Genomic DNA, 22223 nt, shown 5'->3' on the forward strand with positions numbered 1-22223 from the left:
GGTCCCGGCTGGTGAAGGCGGTCCGGGCTTGCAATGATGGTCATATCCCGCACTTTAAGGAGCGCATCGTGGCCCGCATGACGCAACGCCGCAAGATCCACAGGTTCGTCCTGGACGGCTCAGCCCAGTCCCTCGCATTCCCCGTGCGGCACCGGGAAGATGTCCTGGCCGTGGAGGAGCCGCTGGAAATCAGGCTCGGCTCGCTCCCGTTCACCGTCACCATGCGAACGCCCGGCGACGATTTTGACCTCGTGGCCGGGTTCCTGGTGTCCGAGGGCATCATCTGGAACGCCGAGCAACTCATCTCCCTGCGGTTCTGCGCGGGCGAGGATGAGGACGGAGTGCAGACCTTCAACGTCGTGGAAGCGCAGCTCAGGCCGGACGTCGTCCTGCCTGAGCGGGGACGCAACATCTTCACGTCAAGCTCGTGCGGCATCTGCGGCACCGATTCCATCGACGCCGTCCGTAAGTCGTCGCATTTCAGCCCGGCGGCGGATCCGCTGACCGTGCCCGTGGAGACGCTGTCCGGACTCCCGGACAAGCTCCGTGCGGCGCAGGCCGTCTTCGACGCCACTGGAGGTGTCCACGCAGCCGGCCTTTTCCGGATCACCGACGACGGCGGTGCGGAGCTGCTGTGCCTGCGCGAGGACGTGGGACGCCACAACGCCGTGGACAAGGTGGTGGGCTGGGCCCTGCGCGAACGGCTGCTGCCGCTGGCGGGGACGGTTTTGCAGGTCTCCGGCCGGGCATCCTTCGAACTCGTTCAGAAAGCGGCGCTCGCCGGGATTCCGGTACTCGCGGCCGTCAGCGCCCCTTCCAGCCTGGCCGTTGAACTTGCCGCCGCCAGCGGCATGACCTTGGCGGGCTTCAGCAGGGGGTCCACCCTCAACGTTTATGCCGGAGACCACCGTGTCACGGCGCCCGCCCCCGTGCCGAGCTAGGGCAGAATGCTTGGTTTATTGGGCCCGGCGCAGTAGATTTTATCCATCGAATGGACGCGCCGATCCGCTCCTTCGGCTGAGTTCAAGGGCTTGCGCATAAGCTGAACCCAACGCCCGGGCGCATACCGTGCACCAGCTGTCAGCTTCCACACAACAGGCATTAAAGAGGACTACATTGCACGACGACCGCCGCATCACGGAAGTCCGTCTGGACCGCTTCATGCGCGAACGCGTGGACCCTGCGGTGTACTCCCGCAGCGTTCCGCTGAACCTCAGCGCCTGGGACGTTCCGGACGAGCCTGTCTCCGTTCTGGAGGCCCTGCGCCACGACTTCGTGCCGCTGGAACACGGATCGGCGTGGGGCCGCCCCTGGAGCACCAAATGGCTGAGGCTGCAGGGTGAGGTGCCCGATTCCTGGGGCACGGCTCCCGATACCGCGGTGGAAATAGTGGTGGACCTGGGGTTCACCCGGGAGCTCCCGGGCTTTCAGTGCGAAGGGATCGCCTGGCGGCCGGACGGCACCATCATCAAGGCCATCTCGCCCCGGAACCAGTACATTCCACTGAAGCTCCTCGGCAGCGGGATGGCAGTGGACTTCTACGTGGAGGCCGCCGCCAACCCCGATGTTGCCCAGGGGTGGACTTTCGCAGCCATGCCCTACGGTGACAAGGCAACAGCGGGAAGCGACCCCAAATACCGGCTGGGCGCCATGGCCATCGCCGAGCTCAACCAGACGGTGTGGGAACTGCAGCAGGACGTATGGACGCTCAGCGGACTCATGCATGAGCTCCCGATGGAACTGCCGCGCCGCCACGAGATCCTGCGCGCCCTGGAACGGATGCTGGACGTCATGGATCCGGACGATATTCCCGGCACCGCCGCGGCAGGCCGCGCAGCCCTGGCTGAGGTTCTCTCCCGTCCGGCGTATGCCTCCGCCCATCAGCTGGTCGCCACAGGACACGCGCACATCGATTCGGCGTGGCTGTGGCCCGTCCGGGAGACCATCCGCAAGTGCGCGCGCACCTTCTCCAACGTCGTGGCCCTGATGGACGAGTCTCCCGACTTCGTTTTCTCCTGCTCGTCCGCGCAGCAGCTCGCCTGGATGAAGGAGTTCTACCCCGAGCTGTTCGGCCGGATCCGCGAGAAGGTCAAAGCGGGCAAATTCGTGCCGGTCGGCGGCATGTGGGTGGAATCCGACACCAACATGCCGGGCGGTGAGGCCATGGCCCGGCAGTTCATCGAAGGCAAGGGGTTCTTCCTCGACGAGTTTGGCGTGGAGTGCCGGGAGGCATGGTTGCCCGATTCCTTCGGCTACTCGGCTGCATTGCCGCAGATCGTCAAGGCTGCCGGCAGCAAGTGGTTCCTGACCCAGAAGATCTCCTGGAACCAGGTCAACAGGATGCCGCACCACACCTTCAACTGGGAAGGAATCGACGGCACGCGGCTGTTCACCCACTTCCCGCCCGTGGACACTTACAATTCGGAGCTGAGCGGCCGGGAACTGGCACATGCGGAACGCAACTACCGGGACCACGGCCGCGGAACCGTCTCCCTGGTCCCGTTCGGCTACGGCGACGGCGGCGGCGGACCGACACGGGAGATGATCGCCGCCGCCCACCGTACGGCCGATCTCGAAGGGTCGCCGAAGGTCCGGATCGGAACGGCTGCGAATTTCTTCACGCAGGCGCAGGCCGAATATGCGTCCCTGCCCGTCTGGGTGGGGGAGATGTACCTGGAGCTGCACAGAGGGACCTACACCAGCCAGGCGAAAACCAAACGGGGCAACCGGCGCAGCGAACACCTTCTCCGCGAGGCCGAACTGTGGTGTGCCACAGCATCAGTGCGCACCGCCGGCGGGTTCGCGTATCCGGCGGCCGAGTTGAAGCGCCTGTGGCAGCTGGTCCTGCTGCAGCAGTTCCACGACATCCTGCCCGGCAGTTCCATTGCCTGGGTCCACCAGGACGCAGAGCGGAACTATGCGGCCATCGCGGAAGGCCTTGAAGCCATCATTGCCGATGCCGCGCGCGCCATGCTCGGTGAGGGCAGCCGCGAGTTCCTGCTGAACGCCGCGCCGCACGAACGCAGCGGAGTACCCGCTCTTGCCGCCGCCGAACCGGTCCGGAGCGACCACCCGGTGACGGTCACCGAGCATGCCGGGGGATACATCCTGGACAACGGCGTGATCAGGGCCGTGCTGGACTCGAACGGACTCCTGACTTCCCTCATCGACCACGCAAGCGGCCGCGATGCCATCGCCCCCGGCCAGTACGGGAACCATCTGGAACTACACCGCGATACGCCCAACGAGTGGGACGCGTGGGACATTGACGAGTTCTACCGCCGCAACGTCACCTCACTGACCGAAGCGCGTTCGGTGACGCTCGAGCGGGGCGGCTGGGACGCCGTCGTCGTGGTGGAACGACTGGCGGGAGCATCCGCGATCACCCAGCGGATTTCGCTGGAGGCGGGTTCCGGCTCGCTGGGCATCCTGACCTCCGTGGATTGGCAGGAACGCGAAAAGCTGCTCAAGATCGGATTCCCCCTGGACGTGCGAGCAGACCGTTCGGCGTCAGAGACGCAGTTCGGGCATGTCTTCCGGCCCACCCACACCAACACATCCTGGGAGGCAGCCAAGTTCGAAATTTGTGCCCACCGCTGGATTCATGTGGCGGAGCCGGGTTACGGCGTGGCGGTCACCAATGCCTCCAGTTATGGACACGACGTCACCCGCACCGTGAGGGACGACGGCGGCACCACCACTACCGTCCGTACCTCGCTGCTGCGCGCACCCAAGTATCCGGATCCCGACGCCGACCGCGGGCGGCACGAGCTGCTGGTGACCATCAGGCCCGGGGCGGCCATTGCTGACGCCGTGGAGGAGGGCTACCGGACCAACCTGGCCCCGCGGATCATGAGGGGCGCCAACGCTGTCCTTCCACTGTTCACGGTGTTCAACCAGGGAATCGTGGTTGAGGCGGTAAAGCTGGCGGAGGACGGTTCCGGTGACGTCATTGTGCGTCTCTATGAGTCCCTGGGGGAGCGGTCCGAGGGAATCGTGACAGCCAATTTCGAAACCAGGCAAGTGCAGGTAGTGGACCTGCTGGAGCGTCCGGTTGCGGGCCCGGGTGTTGAAACCGGCCGGGATTCCGCAAAGCTGACGTTGCGTCCGTTCCAGCTGCTCACCCTGCGGTTTGCCCGCTGAGCCCCGCCCCTGAGTAGTCCGGCCCTTAACAGGCTGAGTGGGGGCGGTCCCCAACGGCCCGCCACCACTCATCCCCCCAATAGCGCTCAGTGGCCGCCCGGGGTCGAACGGATTGTCCCCGTTCTCGATGCCAGCCGTCAGTCACTTTCACACTTTCATGATTCTCTCACGTTCTAATGATTTTGTGAAAGACCTAAGCCTACTTTGCAGTAGATGACCTTCGCGCGCCCGGCTGCATTGCCCGGACCCGTGCAATCCAGAAGGCGGCAAGTCCAAGGACGAAGCACAGTGCCGCCCCGTAATTGATGATGAATCTCAGGGATTGCCACTGAACCGGGATGAACGGGAAGAGCAGGCTCAGGGCCAGGGAAACGCCGCCGACGGCCAGCAGCAGGGCGCCGGCGCGGACCAGCGCCGGCAGCCTGCTGGCCACGGCTTTCACCATGGCCGGGAGAAGGACCAGGGAAACGTAGGCCGGATAGGCTCGTCCCGCAGCGCCGTAGTACTCGACAAGCTCGGCATTCCGGGCACTCCGCCCGGAGACGGCCACAAGCCCCGCCGAGGATCCGGACGAATCCATCATCAGGAAAAAGACGACCATGACGGCAGCGATGACGCCGAATACAAGCCCTCCCGGCAGTCCCAGGAGCCAGCGCCGTGACCCGTCGGCGCCAAAGCCCCTGATGAAACGCAGCCCAATGAAGAAGATGACGGCGAAGATCACGAACCGAAGCACGAGGTTGGTGACGTTGGTGCCGCCGAGCAGTTGGTCGATGGCGACGTAGGGGCCGTCGATGCTGAGGAGAATCGCGAGGGTGGCCAGCACGAAAATATAGAAGAGCGACCTGTTCTCACCCCTCACGGCACTCGGAATGCGGGCCAACGCCGCGGCACAACAAATGGCCAGGGTGGACCATTGCAGGATCTCGATCATCCCAGGTTCTCCCAGATAGTTTTGGTTTGTTCGTGGTCTTGTTCTTGGCGCTTGAGCGTCTTCCCCAATGCCTGCAGCCTGTCGCCGGCCAGGGCGGTGAGCTCTCCGTCTGACAAAGCATCCAGGGCTGCCTGCCTCGCGCCCGGGGGCCACCCGGCCTCCGCCTCCGTGATCATTCCGGTGGCTACCAGGCCGCCGGTCAGTCCCACCCCTGCTGCCTTGGATGTGGCAATGGCCAGCTCCGGAGTCAGCCGGTTGGCGGTCAGCTGCGCGGAGTAGTTCTGCGGGGCGATTCCCGTGGCCGAGGAAACCCGGTGCCGCAGCTCGCCGTCGTCGATCGCATCAACCCAGTTCTTGACTGACGTCGCATGCGGGACGGTGGTCAGGGGCGGGCCCGGCTGCGGCTGGTCAGCTCCGCTCCCTCCCGCCCCGGCGGAGCGGGCAATGACTGCCTTCAGCAGATCCGTGGTGGCGATCTGGCTGACCAGCTCCGCGGCAGTGGGAGGTAGAGGGCTTCCGGTCAGCTCGCTGTAGTTCTGGAATGTGGCCAGTGCCGATACGGGATTGATGTTGAAGGCCCGGCTGATGCTGACAACGGTGCTTTCGGCCACCTTCCCCCGGACCAGCTGCTGCGCCAGGGTGGTCCGCTTGACCCCGGAGATCCTGCAGATGTCGGCAGTGCTCGCCTGGGGCGCGATTCCGTGAAGCCAGCGTTGGAACGCCTTGGCGGGGAGTGGCATGAATGGCTTCCTGCAGGGTGGGTCGGTCGGATGTCGTCAGTCGATTTTACGGCGGGGGGTATATGAACTATGCTAAATGGTCGAACCCGTTGGTCCGTACACCCCCCAAGTCCGGACCAGCGGGTTCTTCCATGCCCGGCGGCACTTCAGGCCGTTTTGGGCCGCAGTGAGAGGATGGACTAATGACTGCAACCCTTGTTGCCAAAGACCTTTCGGGCGGTCACGACCACCGCACACTCTTCTCAAAACTTTCCCTCACAGTGGCGCCGGGCGACGTTGTGGGCGTTGTGGGCGCAAACGGCGCCGGTAAGTCCACCCTGCTCCGGCTGCTGGCCGGTGTGGACCAGCCCCTGGCAGGATCGGTAAGCCTGGCCCCGTCCGATGCCTTCGTAGGCTGGCTGCCGCAGGAACACGAACGCGTCCCGGGCGAAACCGTGGCGGATTACGTGGCGCGCCGTACCGGCTGCGCCCAGGCGACGGCGGAGATGGAGTCCACAGCGGAGGCCCTCGGTTCGGGCGCCCCCGGCGCCGACGACGCCTATTCCCTGGCCTTCGACCGCTGGATGGCCTCCGGCGCGGCGGACCTTGACGAGCGGATTGCACCGGTCCTTGCCGACCTGGGGCTGGACGTGGGGCCCGAGGCCCTCATGACGGGACTTTCCGGCGGGCAGGCAGCCCGTGTGGCGCTGGCTGCGCTGCTGCTGAGCCGCTTCGACGTGGTGCTGCTTGACGAGCCCACCAACGACCTGGACCTCAACGGACTGGCCAAGCTTGAATCGTTCGTTCAAGGCCTCCGCGGCGGTGTGGTCCTGGTGTCCCATGACCGTGAGTTCCTGGCACGCTGCGTCACCACCATCGTGGAGCTGGACCTGGCGCAGAACTCCGTGGCGGTGTACGACGGCGGCTATGAGGCCTTCCTGGAGGAACGCGCCGTGGCGCGCCGCCATGCCCGGGAGCGCTACGAAGAGTTTGCCTCCACCAAGGCGGACCTGGTCTCCCGCGCCAGGACGCAGCGTGAGTGGAGCTCCCAGGGCGTGCGCAACGCCATGAAGAAAAGCCCGGACAACGACAAGATCCGCCGTGCGGCCTCCACCGAATCATCGGAGAAGCAGGCCCAGAAGGTGCGGCAGATGGAATCCAGGATCTCCCGCCTCGACGAAGTCGAGGAACCCCGCAAGGAGTGGCAGCTGCAGTTCAGCATTGGCCAGGCGCCGCGGTCCAGCGCAGTGGTGGCAACGCTGCGCGACGCCGTCGTCCGCCAGGGCGACTTCACCCTCGGACCGGTGAACCTGCAGCTTAACGCCGGGGAGCGGATCGGCATCACGGGCCCCAACGGGGCCGGCAAGTCCACGCTTCTGCGGCTCCTGCTGGGGATCCGGGAGCCCGATTCCGGCAACGCGGCGATGGGCGCTTCGGTGGCCGTCGGCGAGATCGACCAGGCCCGCGGCCTGCTGGCCGGGCACCTCATGCTGGGTGACGCCGTCGAAGCCGTCCTGACCGGGCTGACCCCGGCGGAGGTCCGCACCCTGCTTGCCAAGTTCGGCCTTAAGGCGGACCACACCTCCCGCCCCGTCGACTCGCTCTCCCCGGGCGAGCGGACCCGCGCAGCGCTTGCGCTGCTGCAGGCGCGCGGCGTGAACCTGCTGGTCCTGGATGAGCCCACCAACCATCTGGACCTGCCCGCGATCGAGCAACTCGAAGAAGCCTTGGAAAGCTACGACGGCGCTCTGCTCCTGGTGACCCACGACCGGCGACTGCTGGAAAACGTGCGTCTGGACGTCCGGTGGAATGTCGAGAACGGTGTGGTGACTGAACAGCATGCCGACGCAGGAACGCCGCGCGGCAGCACTGACCGAGCCAACGAACGCGTCACGAAAGGCCAGCCAAGATGAGCATGGACCGGGTAGCCTGGAGCTCCCTTTACAACATCACACGGGCTTCCAGCGGTTCCAAGCCGTTCTCCAAGGCCACGCTGAAGCGCGTGTTCGGCTTCGCCCGGCCGCACCGGAACAAGCTGATCGCCTTCGTGCTGCTGTCCATCGTCACGGCAGTCCTTGCGGTGGCCACACCCGTCCTTGCCGGCCAGGTGGTGGACGCCATCATCGCCGGCGTGGGCGTTGACGTGGTGATCCGGCTGGCCGTGCTGATCGCCGTCGTGGCCGTCGCCGAAGCCGGGCTTGGGCTCGTGACGCGCTGGCTGTCCTCCACCATCGGTGAGGGCGTGATCGTGGACCTGCGCACCAAGGTGTTCGACCACGTCCAGAAGATGCCGATCGCCTTCTTCACCCGCACCAGGACCGGTGCCTTGGTCAGCCGGCTGAACAACGACGTCATCGGCGCGCAGTCGGCTTTCGCCGGCACGCTGTCCGGCGTGGTCAGCAACGTGGTGGCTTTGGCGCTGACGCTCGTGGTGATGCTGGGCAAATCGTGGCTCGTCACCGTGCTGGCCATGATCCTGCTGCCGATCTTCCTCATCCCGGCACGCCGGATGGGTTCCAAACTGGCGGATCTTCGGCGCGAGGCCGCCGAACACAACGCCGCCATGGGCACGCAGATGACCGAACGCTTCTCTGCCCCCGGTGCGACGCTGGTCAAGCTCTTCGGCCGCCCCGATGAGGAATCCCGCGAGTTCGCCGTCCGCGCCGGCCGCGTCCGGGACATCGGCGTACGGACCGCCATGCTCCAGTTCACCTTTGTCACCGCCCTGACCCTGGTCTCGGCGCTGGCGCTCGCCCTCGTGTACGGGCTGGGCGGCTTCCTCGCCCTGCAGGGGCAGCTGGCCGCCGGCGACGTCGTGGTGCTGGCATTGCTGCTCACGCGCCTCTATGCGCCGCTCACCGCCCTTTCCAACGCCCGGGTGGAGATCATGAGCGCCCTGGTCAGTTTCGAACGGGTCTTCGAGATCCTTGACCTCAAGCCCCTCATCCAGCAGAAGCCCGACGCCGTGGAGGTACCGCCGGGACCGGTGTCCGTGGAGTTCGACGACGTCCGCTTCGCCTACCCCTCCGCTGACAAGGTGTCGCTGGCTTCGCTCGAGGATGTGTCCACCCTGGACACCCGAGGCGGCGAGGAAGTGCTGCACGGCATCAGCTTCCGGGTGGAACCCGGCCAGACCGTGGCCCTTGTCGGTTCCTCCGGCGCCGGCAAGTCCACCATCGCCCAGTTGCTGTCTCGGCTGTACGACGTCGATTCCGGCGCCGTGCGCCTTGGTGGCACCGTGCCCGGAAGCGGCCTGGACGTCCGTGACGCCACCTTCGATTCGATGCGGGCAACGCTGGGCATGGTGACCCAGGACGGCCACCTCTTCCACGAATCCATCGCGTCCAACCTGCGGCTGGCCCGTCCGGACGCCACCGAAGAGGACATGTGGGATGTGCTGCGCCGGGCCCGCCTCGAGTACATGATCCGGTCCCTGCCGGACGGCCTCGATACGGTGGTGGGGGAGCGCGGCTACCGGCTCTCGGGCGGCGAACGCCAGCGCCTCACCATCGCCCGGCTCCTGATCGCACAGCCGCGGGTAGTGATCCTGGACGAGGCCACAGCAGCCCTGGATTCCACCAATGAGGCGGCCGTGCAGGCTGCACTGGGGGCGGCGCTCGAGGGCCGCACCGCCGTCGTCATCGCCCATCGGCTGTCCACTGTGCGCGCCGCGGACATGATCCTGGTGGTGGAGGACGGCACCATCGTGGAGCGCGGCACCCACACCGAGCTGCTCGCCGCGGAAGGCCGCTATTCGGAGCTCTACCGCACGCAGTTCGCCGAGGCCAGCGCCGTGGTGGAAGAAGCCGTTCCGGAGTTCTAGGGCCGGCCCTGGCCCGCGGCGAGGGCGGGCAGGATGTGGTCCGTCAGCAGCGGTGCAAGGTCTGGCGGCAGCACGGCGGCCAGGTCCAGCCAGCGGATTTCGGCGATCTCCGCTGATGGGTGCGCGCTCCATGTGCCCGGGGCGGCGAAAACCGTTGCCTCGATGTCCGTTGCTGCCTCGTTGGCGGCGTCGGCGAGCCACACGCCCATGAACCGGAGGTCTTCCGGGGCTACGGCGATGCCCACCTCTTCCAGCAGCTCACGCGAGGCGGCCTGGGCCGCGGTTTCGCCGGGTTCGGGTTTGCCGCCGGGGTGCATGAACTTGTCCGTGCCGCGCTTGCGGACGGTCAGCAGGCGGCCGGCATGGTCATAGACGCAGACGGCGGACACAACAATGCGGTCTTTCACGGCTCCGACCCTAGCCCATCCGCGGCCGGAGGGTCTTCGCCCGGACCGAGCCTGCGCAGCACCGATTCCAGGAGCAGGTCCTTCCTGGGCCCCTGGACGTCCCACGTGTAGCTGAATTCGTCGGGGCCCCGGAGGGCGTATGTCACGCGGTAAGTGTCCGGATCACACCAGTGCTTGTCCTGCCTGGCCATTTCCCGGAAGCTCATCCGGTGGAAAGGCCGCCCGTCGGGGAACGTCATATCCATCGCATCGGAGGCGTCGGCAGGCTGCAGGATGTAGTCACGGCTTGCGGTGCCAGTGAAGGTGCCGCCGTCCGGAGCAGGCCAGCGCATGGTGCCCTCTTCGTGGAAGTGGAGGCCGCCGTCGTCGTCCTTCGCGGAGAACCGGGCGACGCCCGTAAAAGTGCCCCGTGCGCCGGTGCTGCGGTCCCACAGGGCACGTTCCACGGACCAGCTGCCCAGCAGGTAGGCACGCAGATCGAATTCCTGCGCTGCATCCTGTGGCTGGAAGTTCAAGTGCCCTCGATTGGAATCGAACCAACGACACCGGCTTTAGGAGAGCCGTGCTCTATCCACTGAGCTACGAGGGCGGGCGTCCGAAGCGGTTGGCACAGGCCGTCCTGTTCGGGCACGGATACAAGCATACAAGGTGCCGGCCCGTACTACGCTCTTGGCATGACTGCAGCAACACCAGCAACTTCCTACCGGGCCGGCTTCCTGCCGGATATCGCCTCAAGCCGGGAGTATTTCGGGGCGTGGGCCAAGCTGAGCGTGCTGCAGTATTTCGTGGCGGAGTCGGCTGTGATCGCGGCGTGGGCAGGACCCGAACCCTATGACCGGCGGACCGGCTACATCAGCGATCTCGGCGCCACCCAGTGCGCCGTGTACGAGGGCCGGGATGTGTGCTCACCGCTGCACGCGGTGATGAATGCCTCGTTCGTGGTCCAGGGCCTGGGCATGCTGGTGGGGGCGCTGCTGCTCAGCTCGGCACTTTTGTGCGTGGCGGCCCGGCCCGGTGTCCGGCTCGCTTTCGGTCCCGGCCACCGTGTCCCGTGGTTCACCGCCCTCGCGGCCAAGGTCCTTACCTTCACCGCGGGAACCGGGACAATCATCGTGGGGGTGGTGCCCGAAGACGCCGGATGGTTTGCCGTGCATCTGACCGGCGCCGTGATGTTCTTCCTGGGGGGAGCGCTGGCGCTGCTGCTGCTGGGGTGGTTGTGGCTGAAGCAATCACCCCTGGCCTGGTTCATCCTCGCCTGCGGAGCTGTTTCCTTCGGGGCGCTGGTGGTCGGCGGGCTGACCGGCATGGATGTCCCGGAACCGGGCACGCTGGAACGCTTCATGGGCTACCCGGTGACCGTTGGCCTGGCAACGTCGGGGCTGGTGATCGCCCAGCGCGTGCGTCAGGAACTGAAGGCGCGGAAAGCCGCACGGGCCGCAGCCCGGGCTACTGCTTCCGGGGCTTCCGGCCAATAAACACGGCGGCGCCGCCGGCCAGAAGGCTCAGCACGAGCAGTACCCAGCCGGCGACGGTGAGGGCGGACGCGAGGGCCACCTGGCCGGCGTCGACGGCTGATGCGGACATCATCGAATCAATGGCGGCGTTCCCCCACAACCGGACTGCGGCGAAGAGGAGCGGGAGCGCCCAGAGCGCCCAACGGAGCCCCTTGCGGGCAACATTGGTCCCGATCAGCAGCAGCCAGGTGAAAGCGAATATCAGCGGGAACAGGGTGCCCGCCGTCTTGTGGAGGTAGTTGAGCTGGCCGCGCGCCTCCTCGTTCATGGCCGACCTCAGCTGGTCCACGAACCCCTGGTTAAAGCCCCCGATCAGCGAATCCGGCATGGGCAGGCCCCCGGAGAGCTGGGTGAGCTGGTTCAGCGTCAGCAAATGCAGGTACCAGAACAGGAAGAGGCTGGCCACGACGCCGGCAATGAGGATCAGGCTGCTGTTGTTCTGCGCCTTCTCCGGGGTCCGCTGCGTGGTGGGGTTGATCACCGGCGGCAGATGGTGCTGGGGAACGGACGCCTTGGCGCCGTGTTTCTTGATCCGCTGTGCTGGTGTCTTGGCCATGCGTTCATTATCGCTGGTCCTGTGCCTGGAACCTGTCCTTGGCCGAAGGCCAGCTATAGGCTGGACGCGTGACGGAACTGGGAAGACACAAACTTGGCAGGCACAGCGCGGCGGAACTCAACGCGGGCCTGGACGACTACGAGCTGGCGGAAGCGCTGGTCAGGGAAGCAGGAATGCTGGCCCTCATGATGCGCCAGGGCGGCCTGGAAGGGCAGCAAAAGACGTCGGTATCCGACGTCGTGACGGCAGCCGACCATGCCGCCGAAGACTATGTGCTCGAACAGCTGCGCCGCTGCCGGCCGGACGACGGCATCCTGGGGGAGGAGGGCGCCTCCGTGAAGGGGAGCAGTGGCCGGACCTGGGTGATCGACCCAGTGGACGGAACCTACAACTTCCTGCACGGCTCCACGTACTGGTGCTCCGCGCTCGCCCTCAAGGACACTGCCGGCACGGTCCTGGGGGCCATTTTCCAGCCCGAGGAGGACAAGCTCTGGCTCGGCGGAACCACCCGCCCCGCGACCCTTAACGGTGAACGGCTCACTTCCTTCCACGACGGTGGCGGAGCCAGGACCCTCACGCCGCTGGCAGAGCAGGGCGCAGCAACGTACATCCACCCGTCCTGGCTCGCGGACCCGCTGTGCGCCATGCCCTGGCACGCTGCAGCCACCGGCGCCGCGGCGCTGCGGATGTTCGGCTCGGGATCCTGCGACCTGGGCCGGGTGGCCGACGGCGAACTGGACTGCTGGTTCCAGCACAGCTGCCCCGAATGGGACTGGCTGCCCGGCAAGGCAATCGTGATTGCCGCCGGCGGCACCGCCGACGTAGTCCGGATCAACGGACTCGAGTGGTTCGTCGCGGGAGGCACGACGGCGGTCCGGCAGCTTCGCGCGGCCCTCGAATCGGGCTCGGTGGAGTAGCCACGGAAGTTAGTGTCGGCCCCACCGCCTAGACTTATAGCACCATGGATATGTTGTTTGACCCGTATGCTGACGGACCGTTCAAGGCTGCCCCGCAAGCGGCAGCGCTCACCAAGTCGCGCCCCGGGGCAGGCGAAGATCCGGCGCGCTACGGCAACGGCGGGCCGGAATCCGAGGGGGAACTGGCACGTCCGAAGCTGCCCGGCGTGGACGAACTCCTGCAGGGCCTGAACCCCCAGCAGGAAGAAGCGGTCAAGCACACCGGCGGGGCGCTGCTCATCGTTGCCGGAGCCGGATCCGGCAAGACACGCGTGCTCAGCAACCGGATCGCCTACCTCATCGCCACGCGGAGGGCGCATCACGGTGAGATTCTGGCCATCACCTTCACCAACAAGGCCGCCGCGGAAATGCGGGAGCGGATCGAGGCGCTGGTGGGCGGGCGCGCCAAGATCATGTGGATTTCCACCTTCCACTCGTCCTGCGTGCGCATCCTCCGGCAGGAAGCCGCCAATGTTGGGCTGAAGTCCAATTTCTCCATCTATGACTCCGCGGACTCGCTCCGCCTCGTTACGCAGGTGTCCAAGAGCCTTGACCTGGATCCCAAGAAATTCGCACCCAAGGCCATCCAGCACAAGATCTCGGCGCTGAAGAACGAGCTCATCGACGCCGATTCCTACTCGTCCTCCGCCAACCACAACGATCCCTTCGAGTCCGCCGTGGCCGATGTCTTCAAGGGCTACACCCAGCGGCTGCGCCAGGCGAACGCCATGGACTTTGACGACCTCATTGCCGAAACCGTCTACATGTTCCGCGCCTTCCCGGCGCTCGCCGAATCGTACCGCCGGCGCTTCCGGCATGTCCTGGTGGACGAGTACCAGGACACAAACCACGCCCAGTACGCGCTGGTCCGTGAAATTGTGGGCGAAGGTCCCGGGGCCTCCGAGCTCACCGTGGTGGGTGACTCGGACCAGTCCATCTACGCGTTCCGCGGCGCGGACATCCGCAACATCGTGGAGTTCGAAAAGGACTACCCGAACGCCCGCACCATCAAGCTGGAACAGAATTACCGCTCCACCCAGAACATCCTCACCGCCGCCAACTCGGTGATCTCCCGCAACCCGAACCGGCCGGAGAAACGGCTCTGGACCGCCGAGGGCGAAGGCCACAAAATCATCGGCTACGTGGGCGAGAACGAACACGACGAAGCCCAGTTCATCGCCAAGGAAATCGACAGGCTGCAGGACGAGGACAACCTCCGTCCCGGCGATGTCGCCATCTTCTACCGCACCAACGCCCAGTCACGTTCCATCGAAGACGTCCTGGTGCGCGTGGGACTGCCGTACAAGGTGGTGGGCGGCACGAGGTTCTACGAGCGCAAGGAAATCAAGGACGCCCTCGCATACCTGCGCGTGCTGGTGAACCCCGACGACGACGTCAACCTGCGCCGGGTGCTCAACGAACCCAAGCGCGGCATCGGCGACCGCGCCGAGGGCGCCGTGGCAGCCCTGGCCGAACGCGAACGGACCTCGTTCATGGCCGCCGCACGGCGGGCGGACCAGGCGCCCGGCATGGCAACCCGCTCGGTCAACGCGGTGCTGGGCTTCGTGAAACTCCTGGACGATCTCGCCGAGGTGGCCAGCGGCTCCGGTGCGGCGGCCGCCCTGGAAGCGGTCCTGGAACAGACCGGATACCTGGCCGGGCTGCGGTCCAGCACCGATCCCCAGGACGAGTCCCGGGTGGAGAACCTCGCCGAACTCGTCGCCGTCGTGCGTGAATACGAACAGGAAAACCCTGAAGGTTCCCTCGGCGCCTTCCTGGAGCAGGTGTCCCTCGTGGCGGACGCGGACCAGATACCGGATGCCCCGGGCGCGGACATCGACGCCGCCGTGGCGGAAGCCAAACGGCTGGGCGTCGTCACACTCATGACCCTCCACACGGCCAAGGGCCTGGAGTTCCCCGTGGTCTTCCTTACCGGCATGGAGCACGGCCTCTTCCCGCACCAGCGCTCTGCCACGGATCCCAAGGAACTCGCGGAGGAGCGCCGGCTGGCCTACGTGGGCCTGACCCGTGCCCGGAAGCGCCTCTACGTGACGCGGTCGGAAGTCCGCAGCATGTGGGGCCAAAGCCAATACAATCCGGCCAGCCAGTTCATCGAGGAAATCCCGGCCGAGCTGGTGGAATGGCGTCGGGAAGGCACCAGCCGTCAGGTCAGCGGCTGGGGGAGCGGAGCCGCCATCGGGTCCAGCCGGTACAGCGGTTCGTTCTGGGGCGCCGGCACGGCCCGCGGCCAGGCGGCTAGCCCTTCCGCGGGCTTCAATGCCGACGTTCCGGCCGCCGTCGCGAAGAACCGCGTCCAGCCGCAAAAAGAAGTGGTGGCGGTCAGCGTCGGGGACAAGGTCAACCACACGAGCTTTGGCAACGGCACGGTCCTGGCCGTTGAAGGCGCCGGGGACAAGACTGTGGCCAAGGTGAAGTTCAGCGTCGGCGAAAAGCGGCTGCTGCTGAGGTACGCGCCGCTGACCAAACTGGACGCGTAGCCCCTGCAGGCATAATGGAGCGCATGCGACGGACTGTACCGGGGATCCTGGCCGCCCTCATCCTGCTGGCCTGCACTTCCTGCACCATTACGCAGAAGGATCCGAACTATGTTCCGCCGCCGCCGCTTCCCGCGCTGGAACAGCTCGAGCAGGCACCTCTGGCTGACGGTACCCGGTTCTCTGCGGGCAGCGACGTGCTCAGCTTCGTCACGGCCGACCACAGCGCCGTCTGCTCGCTGACCTCGGCACGCGGCGAGCACGTCAACCTGCCCTATGAGCAGAACGCCTACAGCGACGGCGCCAACAACAAGCTGGCTATCGTCCCGGTGGCGCACTGCCAACTCGCCTTTTACCCCAAACCCGATGCCGCGGACGTAACGGATGATTGTGCCGGGACGGGCCTGGGCTACCTCGGCGGCACCGCGTTGCTCACGCCGGACAAGGCAGGCTACGGCGAATGCCGCTCCGGCATCACCCAGATGGAGGCGGAATTCGGGCCCAAGGGCAGCAAAAACGGGCCGATATCCCAGCTGCCGGTACTGGAAGACGGACAGAACCTCGAGCGCAACGGCCTGCGGTGCTCGGCCTACAACGGCGGCGTGGCCTGCGGAAACGTCTCGGCCGGCGTCGGCTTCTTCGTTTCCCGGGACCGTTACGAACTAATTTCCGCGGACAGCGCAGACCCCTCCGCGGCGCCGTCAGAGGCGCCAAAATCCCCGTAATCTAGCGGTTTTTCTACGCTCCATAGAATAGTGTCCTTACTCACATAACAGGTACTCTGGAACGGGCCGGTCCGCATAAAGGACTAGAGTTCCGAGAGGAGCATTGCGCCGTGTGGCTCGTTTCCGAACCAGTCGCAGGGTGCGTTTATTCCGCAGCCCGGTAACCACGATTACGTGGGGTCCGGCTGTACAGAAACTACTTCGACGTAGAAGGACACTAAACCGTGGACCTGTTTGAATATCAGGCGCGCGATATGTTCGAGGCGCACGGTGTACCCGTGCTTGCTGGCATCGTGGCGCACACCCCTGAAGAAGCAAAGGCAGCTGCCGAGAAGATCGGCGGCGTAACTGTCGTCAAGGCACAGGTTAAGGTCGGTGGCCGCGGCAAGGCCGGCGGCGTTAAGGTCGCAAAGACCGCCGACGAGGCGCTGGAGCACTCCACCAACATCCTGGGCATGGACATCAAGGGCCACACGGTCAACAAGGTCATGATCGCCCAGGGCGCGGACATCGCCGAGGAATACTACTTCTCCGTTCTGCTGGACCGGGCCAACCGCAACTACCTGGCCATGTGCTCGGTTGAAGGCGGCATGGAAATCGAACAGCTCGCCGTCGAACGCCCCGACGCACTGGCAAAGGTCGCCATCGATCCCGCAGTGGGAATCGACCAGGCCAAGGCCGACGAAATCGTTGCCGCTGCCGGCTTCGCTGAGGAACTGCGCGGCAAAGTCGCCGACGTCATCCTGAAGCTCTGGGACGTTTTCAAGAAGGAAGACGCCACCCTGGTGGAGGTCAACCCGCTCGTCAAGACCGGCGCCGGAGACATCGTTGCCCTTGACGGCAAGGTGACCCTGGACGAGAACGCCGACTTCCGGCACGCCAAGCACGCACTCCTGGAAGACAAGGACGCTGCTGATCCGCTCGAGGCCAAGGCCAAGGCGCAGGACCTGAACTACGTCAAGCTGGACGGCGAAGTCGGCATCATCGGCAACGGCGCCGGTCTGGTCATGTCCACCCTGGACGTCGTTGCCTACGCCGGTGAAAACCACGGCAACGTCAAGCCGGCCAACTTCCTGGACATCGGCGGCGGAGCCTCCGCCGAGGTCATGGCAGCCGGCCTGGACGTCATCCTGGGCGACGAGCAGGTCAAGTCCGTGTTCGTCAACGTCTTCGGCGGAATCACCGCGTGCGACGCCGTGGCCAAGGGCATCGTCGGAGCATTGGCCGAGCTGGGCCACTCCGCGAACAAGCCGCTGGTCGTCCGCCTCGACGGCAACAACGTCGAGGAAGGCCGCCGCATCCTGGCCGAGGCCAACCACCCGCTGGTTACCCTGGCCGCCACCATGGACGAGGGCGCCGACAAGGCCGCCGAGCTCGCCAACGCAGCTAAGTAAGGGACGCACCATGTCTATCTATCTGAACAAGGACTCCAAGGTCATCGTCCAGGGCATCACCGGCGGCGAAGGCACCAAGCACACCGCCCTGATGCTCAAGGCCGGCACCAACATTGTGGGCGGCGTCAACGCCCGCAAGGCCGGCACCACGGTCCTGCACGGCGATAATGAAATCACCGTTTTCGGCACCGTCAAGGAAGCCATGGCCGAGACCGGCGCCGACGTCTCCATCGTCTTCGTGCCGCCGGCCTTCACCAAGGATGCCGTCGTTGAAGCCATCGAGGCCGGCATCGGCCTGGTCGTCGTCATCACCGAAGGCGTGCCGGTCCAGGACTCCGCCGAGTTCTGGGCCCTGGCCCAGTCCAAGGTCGACGCCAACGGCAAGCAGGTCACCCGCATCATCGGACCGAACTGCCCCGGCATCATCACCCCGGGCGAAGCCCTGGTAGGCATCACCCCGGCCAACATCACGGGCAAGGGCCCCATCGGCCTCGTCTCCAAGTCGGGCACCCTGACCTACCAGATGATGTACGAACTGCGCGACCTTGGCTTCTCCACCGCCATCGGCATCGGCGGCGACCCCGTCATCGGCACCACGCACATCGATGCTCTCGAAGCCTTCGAAGCTGACCCGGAGACCAAGGCGATCGTGATGATCGGCGAAATCGGCGGCGACGCTGAAGAGCGCGCCGCGGACTACATCAAGGCCCACGTCACGAAGCCGGTTGTCGGCTACGTCGCAGGCTTCACCGCTCCGGAAGGCAAGACCATGGGCCACGCAGGCGCCATCGTCTCGGGTTCCGCGGGCACTGCGCAGGCCAAGAAGGAAGCCCTCGAGGCTGCCGGCGTCAAGGTCGGCAAGACGCCGTCCGAGACCGCCAAGCTGCTGCGCGAGGTTTACGCAACCCTCTAGGCTACTAAGCAGCACCGCAACGCGGGGTCACGCCGCCGTCCTTCGGGACGGCCGGGTGGCCCCGCGTTTTTTGGTTAATGCCCGACGTCGGTCGGTCACCCGCCCCGGGCAAGTGGCCGGTCGACGTCGTACGTTTGCGGCCTAGACTTTGGCGCCGCTGAGGAGCTCGTCGAGCCGCTCATAGCCTTCAGTCAGTCCGCCTTCCATTCCGGACGTAGCCATGCCGTCGCGGGCCTCCATGCTCGGATAGACCGAGTGGGCCGTCAGCCGGGTGCGCCCGCCGCCGAGGTCCACGAAGGTCAGGAACTCGATGCTGACCACGTCCGGGTAGCCGTCGAATTCGAAAGTCTGGATGGCGAAGTCGTTTTCCCGGACAGTGTGGAAGACGCCGTTGAAGCCATAGCTTTCGCCGTCGGGCGCGGTGTGCGTGTAACGGTAGCTCCCGCCGGTCCGGAAGTCGTAGTGGTCCACGTCCATCTTCAGCCTTCGCGGTCCAAGCCACTGGGCGACGAGTTCGGGCTCCTTGTGGGCGCGGAAGACATCCGCCACGGGGAAATCGAACTCCCGCTCGAAGTCAATGAAGGGCAGGCCCTCCGGAACGGAGACTTTCAGGGCGTTGGTCATGATGGGTCCTTTGCCTCTGCGCCGCGTGAGGCGGCGTTTGATTGGAGCACGGCGTCGAGGCTGCGGAACTGCCTCTCGCGGACCAGCCGGTACTGGTCGATCCATGCGGTGAGTGCCTCCAGCCGTGCAGGGTTCAGGTGGACGGGCCGACGCTGGGCGTCACGCGTGCGGGTGACCAGCTGCGCCTGCTCGAGGACCTGGATGTGCTTCGAGACCGCCTGTTTGGTGATCGCGAAGGGTTCCGCCAGTTCGTTTACGGTTGCCGGGCCGCGGCTGAGCCGGGCGATGATGCGGCGGCGAACCGGGTCGGCGAGGGCGAGGAAGGCCGCGTCGAGCAGTTCGTCGTCGCCGGTATCCATGGCCCGCCTATCACCCCGTCCCGCCATCCGCTGCTGATCAATTAATTCGTTTATCAACCATTCGGTTGTTTAAGGCTACTCCCGGCCTGGACTGCCGGCAAGGGGCTTTCCGGGAGATACCTCGTTAGAGCGTTTCACAGTTTGCTAGCAGGTCAGGACAAACTATCGAAAGAGCTAAGGTGCCGCTGGCGCGAATCGACGTCAATGAGGGTCGCAGCCCCGAGGGCCTGCGCCGGCTCAGCCGGGGGCTCCATAATGCGGTCCTGGCTGAGTGCGGGATTCCGGAGCGTGACTACTTCCACATCATCGCGGAACATCCCCGCGGGCAGATCTTTGCCCAGGATGCGGAGCTGGGGGTGTCCGGCGAGGATGTATTCATCGGTTATGTGGAGAAATGCCGCCGGTGACTGGTCGTTCGGGTTCGGGGGCGCAGTGCGAGCTGGCGGTTCCGCGGAAATGATTCCGGGTTGAGGGTGATTTCCTGAGGCCCCAATGGGACAAATTTTCCCGGGTATGCCAAGTTGTAAATATGTCAGTACAAACCTTTGACAGGACAATAATTCTAGGGCAAAGTAGTGGTTGTGGCCCCGCTCACGGGGGTCCGCCAGGAACCGGAGCTCTGTCTGTTCAGAAGTGCAGAGTTCAAACCAGAAAGGTCCTCGATCACCGTGACCCACGAATTGCTCACGATCGGGCGCATCAGCGTTGATATCTACCCGAACGACATCGGGGTTGATCTGGAGGACGTCACGTCCTTCGGAAAGTACCTCGGTGGATCACCGTCCAACGTGGCCGTTGCTGCTGCCCGGCATGGCCGCCGGACCGGAGTGATCACCCGCACCGGCGAGGACGCCTTCGGAAAATACCTGCACCGTGAACTGCGCAAGTTCAACGTGGACGACACCTTCGTGACGTCGGTGAAGGAATGGCCTACCGCGGTCACGTTCTGCGCGATCAAGCCGCCGGAGGATTTCCCGCTCTACTTCTACGGACGTTTCCCTACGGCTCCGGACCTGCAGATCAAGGTTGAGGAACTGGACCTTGACGCCATCCGGGAGGCTCGGATCTTCTGGTCCACGGTTACCGGACTGTGCCAGGAACCCAGCCGCGAAGCGCACATCAAGGCCCACGAAGCCCGCCCGCGTGAAGGGCTCAAGGACGGCCAGTACACCATCCTTGACCTGGACTACCGCCCCATGTTCTGGGCCTCGGAAGAGGAAGCCCGTGCCCAGGTGGCCAAGATCCTGCCGCATGTCACGGTGGCCATCGGCAACGACAAGGAATGCGCTGTAGCCGTGGGCGAGGGGACCCCCGACGAGCAGGCGGACCGGCTCCTGGCCGCGGGCGTCGAAATCGCCGTCGTCAAGCTCGGCCCCGAAGGCGTGATGGCCAAGACCCGCACCGACCGTGTGGTGTCCGCCCCCGTTCCGGTGGAGACCGTCAACGGCCTGGGCGCCGGGGACGCCTTCGGCGGAGCGTTCTGCCACGGACTGCTCTCCGGCTGGAGCCTCGCCGAGGTCCTCGATTACGCGAACGCCGCCGGCGCGATCGTCGCGTCCCGCCTGTCCTGCGCCGACGCCATGCCGACGCCGGACGAGGTCACCTCGCTGCTGGCCGAGCGCGGCCGCCTGGCTCCCGGGCAGTTTGCCACCGAAGGAGCAGCGCTGTGACCCTCAACGTTTCCCGGGCCAATCCGGATGCTGTTCCGGCCGCTGCGGGCGTGGACGACGATCCCCGCCGTTACGCCCACCTGAGCACCATCCGCCTGGAGGATCCGGACGCCGTTGCCCGGGCCGCCAAAGCGCGGCGCCGGCACCCCGGCCTCAAGTACGGCCGGCAGAACTTCATCGTGGCGGCGGACCACCCGGCCCGGGGTGCCCTCGCCGTCGGCAATGATCCCGTGGCCATGGCCGACCGCCGCCAGTTGCTGGACCGGCTGCAGATCGCACTGGCCAACCCTGACGTGGACGGCGTGCTCGCCTCCCCGGACATCATGGACGACCTGCTGCTGCTGGGCGCACTCGACGGCAAGCTGATCTTCGGATCGATGAACCGCGGCGGGCTCACGGGCCTGGTCAACGAATTTGATGACCGCTTCACCGGCCACACCGCCGCTGCGCTGGAGGCATTGGGGGCCGACGGCGGCAAGATGCTCACCCGTATCTGCCTGGGCGACCCGGACACGGTGTCCCTGCTGGAAGCGACGGCCAAGGCCATCGACTCCCTGGCCGAACGCAAGCTGATCGCCATGGTGGAGCCGTTCCTGTCCGCCTGGCACAACGGCAAGGTCCGCAACGATCTGTCCACCGACGCGGTCATCAAGTCCGTGGCCATCGCCGAGGGCCTTGGCTCCACGAGCGCCTACACCTGGATGAAGCTGCCCGTGGTGGCAGAAATGGAACGCGTCATGGCCGCCACCACCATGCCCACCGTGCTGCTGGGCGGAGACCCGGAAGGTACCCAGGAGGAAGTGTTCGCCAGCTGGGAAGCCGCCCTGGCCCTTCCCGGCGTGCAGGGCCTCACCGTCGGCCGGACCCTCCTGTACCCGCAGGACGGCGACGTGGCCGGCGCCGTTGCCACGGCCGCTTCCCTCCTCCACCACACCGCATCAGCCCACACCGCATCAGCCCACACCGCAGAAGTATCGGAGTAGCCTCCCAT

The 22223-nt window shown here is 65.8% G+C and carries 20 protein-coding genes and 1 tRNA gene; 13 read left to right on the forward strand and 8 right to left on the reverse strand.

The genetic code is table 11. From position 1 onward, the window contains the following. The first annotated feature begins 68 nt into the window (after positions 1–68). Both fdhD and ARTH_RS04125 read left to right on the forward strand, forming a co-directional pair. Positions 69–941 (forward strand): formate dehydrogenase accessory sulfurtransferase FdhD, encoded by an 873-nt coding sequence (gene fdhD / locus ARTH_RS04120; RefSeq protein WP_043429406.1) that lies wholly within the window; start codon positions 69–71, stop codon positions 939–941. Between the two features lie 175 nt (positions 942–1116). Then, entirely contained in the window at positions 1117–4143 is a 3027-nt protein-coding gene (locus tag ARTH_RS04125; protein ID WP_011690668.1) for an alpha-mannosidase, read from the forward strand. Between the two features lie 199 nt (positions 4144–4342). Here ARTH_RS04125 and ARTH_RS04130 read toward each other — a convergent pair whose 3' ends face one another. Both ARTH_RS04130 and ARTH_RS04135 read right to left on the reverse strand, forming a co-directional pair. Beyond that, positions 4343–5077 (reverse strand): hypothetical protein, encoded by a 735-nt coding sequence (locus ARTH_RS04130; RefSeq protein ID WP_011690669.1) that lies wholly within the window; start codon positions 5075–5077, stop codon positions 4343–4345. After that, the gene (locus ARTH_RS04135) at positions 5074–5817 is read right to left on the reverse strand and encodes a hypothetical protein (protein ID WP_011690670.1); all 744 of its coding nucleotides are present in this window, start codon (positions 5815–5817) and stop codon (positions 5074–5076) included. The genes ARTH_RS04130 and ARTH_RS04135 overlap by 4 nt, the downstream gene beginning before the upstream one ends. 182 nt (positions 5818–5999) lie before the next feature. Between ARTH_RS04135 and ARTH_RS04140 the strand changes: the two genes are divergently transcribed. Beyond that, complete coding sequence (locus ARTH_RS04140; RefSeq protein ID WP_011690671.1) at positions 6000–7709, forward strand: ABC-F family ATP-binding cassette domain-containing protein; 1710 nt, start codon at positions 6000–6002, stop codon at positions 7707–7709. Continuing rightward, positions 7706–9619, forward strand: coding sequence for an ABC transporter ATP-binding protein (locus ARTH_RS04145; protein ID WP_011690672.1), 1914 nt, complete (start codon positions 7706–7708; stop codon positions 9617–9619). The genes ARTH_RS04140 and ARTH_RS04145 overlap by 4 nt, the downstream gene beginning before the upstream one ends. On the opposite strand, the gene ARTH_RS04150 is transcribed toward ARTH_RS04145, so the two are convergent. The 3 genes from ARTH_RS04150 to ARTH_RS04160 form a co-directional block, all read right to left on the reverse strand. Next, entirely contained in the window at positions 9616–10026 is a 411-nt protein-coding gene (locus ARTH_RS04150) for an NUDIX hydrolase (protein ID WP_011690673.1), read from the reverse strand. The genes ARTH_RS04145 and ARTH_RS04150 overlap by 4 nt on opposite strands. Continuing rightward, the gene (locus ARTH_RS04155) at positions 10023–10541 is read right to left on the reverse strand and encodes a DUF6314 family protein (RefSeq protein ID WP_011690674.1); all 519 of its coding nucleotides are present in this window, start codon (positions 10539–10541) and stop codon (positions 10023–10025) included. Before ARTH_RS04155 ends, ARTH_RS04150 begins: the two co-directional genes overlap by 4 nt. 1 nt (position 10542) lies before the next feature. Next, positions 10543–10615 (reverse strand) — tRNA-Arg (locus ARTH_RS04160). Positions 10616–10700: 85 nt separating this feature from the next. On the opposite strand from ARTH_RS04160, the gene ARTH_RS04165 reads away from it, so the two are divergent. Next, entirely contained in the window at positions 10701–11501 is an 801-nt protein-coding gene (locus tag ARTH_RS04165; RefSeq protein ID WP_011690675.1) for a DUF998 domain-containing protein, read from the forward strand. On the opposite strand, the gene ARTH_RS04170 is transcribed toward ARTH_RS04165, so the two are convergent. After that, positions 11473–12096 carry a hypothetical protein gene (locus ARTH_RS04170; protein WP_011690676.1) on the reverse strand — a complete coding sequence of 208 codons (624 nt, stop codon included), beginning with the start codon at positions 12094–12096 and terminating at the stop codon, positions 11473–11475. The genes ARTH_RS04165 and ARTH_RS04170 overlap by 29 nt on opposite strands. 68 nt (positions 12097–12164) lie before the next feature. On the opposite strand from ARTH_RS04170, the gene ARTH_RS04175 reads away from it, so the two are divergent. The 5 genes from ARTH_RS04175 (at position 12165) to sucD (ending at position 18579) form a co-directional block, all read left to right on the forward strand. Then, positions 12165–13013, forward strand: a complete 849-nt coding sequence (locus ARTH_RS04175) for an inositol monophosphatase family protein (protein WP_011690677.1) — start codon at positions 12165–12167, stop codon at positions 13011–13013. 44 nt (positions 13014–13057) lie between these two features. Then, entirely contained in the window at positions 13058–15550 is a 2493-nt protein-coding gene (gene pcrA / locus ARTH_RS04180; RefSeq protein WP_011690678.1) for a DNA helicase PcrA, read from the forward strand. Positions 15551–15564: 14 nt separating this feature from the next. Then, entirely contained in the window at positions 15565–16272 is a 708-nt protein-coding gene (locus tag ARTH_RS04185; protein ID WP_011690679.1) for a hypothetical protein, read from the forward strand. Between the two features lie 224 nt (positions 16273–16496). Next, positions 16497–17666: an ADP-forming succinate--CoA ligase subunit beta gene (sucC, locus tag ARTH_RS04190; RefSeq protein WP_011690680.1), complete on the forward strand. Its 1170-nt coding sequence runs from the start codon at positions 16497–16499 to the stop codon at positions 17664–17666. 10 nt (positions 17667–17676) lie between these two features. Then, positions 17677–18579, forward strand: coding sequence for a succinate--CoA ligase subunit alpha (sucD, locus tag ARTH_RS04195; protein WP_011690681.1), 903 nt, complete (start codon positions 17677–17679; stop codon positions 18577–18579). Between the two features lie 141 nt (positions 18580–18720). Here sucD and ARTH_RS04200 read toward each other — a convergent pair whose 3' ends face one another. Then, positions 18721–19203 (reverse strand): SRPBCC family protein, encoded by a 483-nt coding sequence (locus tag ARTH_RS04200; RefSeq protein ID WP_011690682.1) that lies wholly within the window; start codon positions 19201–19203, stop codon positions 18721–18723. Next, positions 19200–19562, reverse strand: a complete 363-nt coding sequence (locus ARTH_RS04205; protein WP_043429409.1) for an ArsR/SmtB family transcription factor — start codon at positions 19560–19562, stop codon at positions 19200–19202. Before ARTH_RS04205 ends, ARTH_RS04200 begins: the two co-directional genes overlap by 4 nt. Before the next feature lie 179 nt (positions 19563–19741). Between ARTH_RS04205 and ARTH_RS04210 the strand changes: the two genes are divergently transcribed. The 3 genes from ARTH_RS04210 (at position 19742) to ARTH_RS04220 (ending at position 22215) form a co-directional block, all read left to right on the forward strand. Further along, positions 19742–19969: a tautomerase family protein gene (locus ARTH_RS04210; RefSeq protein ID WP_011690684.1), complete on the forward strand. Its 228-nt coding sequence runs from the start codon at positions 19742–19744 to the stop codon at positions 19967–19969. Positions 19970–20230: 261 nt separating this feature from the next. Next, positions 20231–21232, forward strand: a complete 1002-nt coding sequence (gene iolC / locus ARTH_RS04215; protein ID WP_043430332.1) for a 5-dehydro-2-deoxygluconokinase — start codon at positions 20231–20233, stop codon at positions 21230–21232. Beyond that, a complete protein-coding gene (locus ARTH_RS04220) occupies positions 21229–22215 on the forward strand; it encodes a Cgl0159 family (beta/alpha)8-fold protein (protein ID WP_011690686.1) in 987 nt (328 codons plus the stop codon). Before iolC ends, ARTH_RS04220 begins: the two co-directional genes overlap by 4 nt. Positions 22216–22223: the final 8 nt, after the last annotated feature.

This window comes from Arthrobacter sp. FB24, assembly GCF_000196235.1.
GTDB lineage: Bacteria > Actinomycetota > Actinomycetes > Actinomycetales > Micrococcaceae > Arthrobacter.

What these genes read in the sequence shown, in the direction of transcription:
- ARTH_RS04185 (WP_011690679.1), top strand. Translation starts at nt 15,565, where the DNA reads ATGGAGCGCATGCGACGGACTGTACCGGGGATCCTGGCCGCCCTCATC.
- ARTH_RS04200 (WP_011690682.1), bottom strand. Translation starts at nt 19,203, where the DNA reads ATGACCAACGCCCTGAAAGTCTCCGTTCCGGAGGGCCTGCCCTTCATT.
- ARTH_RS04170 (WP_011690676.1), bottom strand. Translation starts at nt 12,096, where the DNA reads ATGGCCAAGACACCAGCACAGCGGATCAAGAAACACGGCGCCAAGGCG.
- ARTH_RS04130 (WP_011690669.1), bottom strand. Translation starts at nt 5,077, where the DNA reads ATGATCGAGATCCTGCAATGGTCCACCCTGGCCATTTGTTGTGCCGCG.
- ARTH_RS04205 (WP_043429409.1), bottom strand. Translation starts at nt 19,562, where the DNA reads ATGGATACCGGCGACGACGAACTGCTCGACGCGGCCTTCCTCGCCCTC.
- sucD (WP_011690681.1), top strand. Translation starts at nt 17,677, where the DNA reads ATGTCTATCTATCTGAACAAGGACTCCAAGGTCATCGTCCAGGGCATC.
- ARTH_RS04135 (WP_011690670.1), bottom strand. Translation starts at nt 5,817, where the DNA reads ATGCCACTCCCCGCCAAGGCGTTCCAACGCTGGCTTCACGGAATCGCG.
- ARTH_RS04145 (WP_011690672.1), top strand. Translation starts at nt 7,706, where the DNA reads ATGAGCATGGACCGGGTAGCCTGGAGCTCCCTTTACAACATCACACGG.
- ARTH_RS04165 (WP_011690675.1), top strand. Translation starts at nt 10,701, where the DNA reads ATGACTGCAGCAACACCAGCAACTTCCTACCGGGCCGGCTTCCTGCCG.
- ARTH_RS04140 (WP_011690671.1), top strand. Translation starts at nt 6,000, where the DNA reads ATGACTGCAACCCTTGTTGCCAAAGACCTTTCGGGCGGTCACGACCAC.
- pcrA (WP_011690678.1), top strand. Translation starts at nt 13,058, where the DNA reads ATGGATATGTTGTTTGACCCGTATGCTGACGGACCGTTCAAGGCTGCC.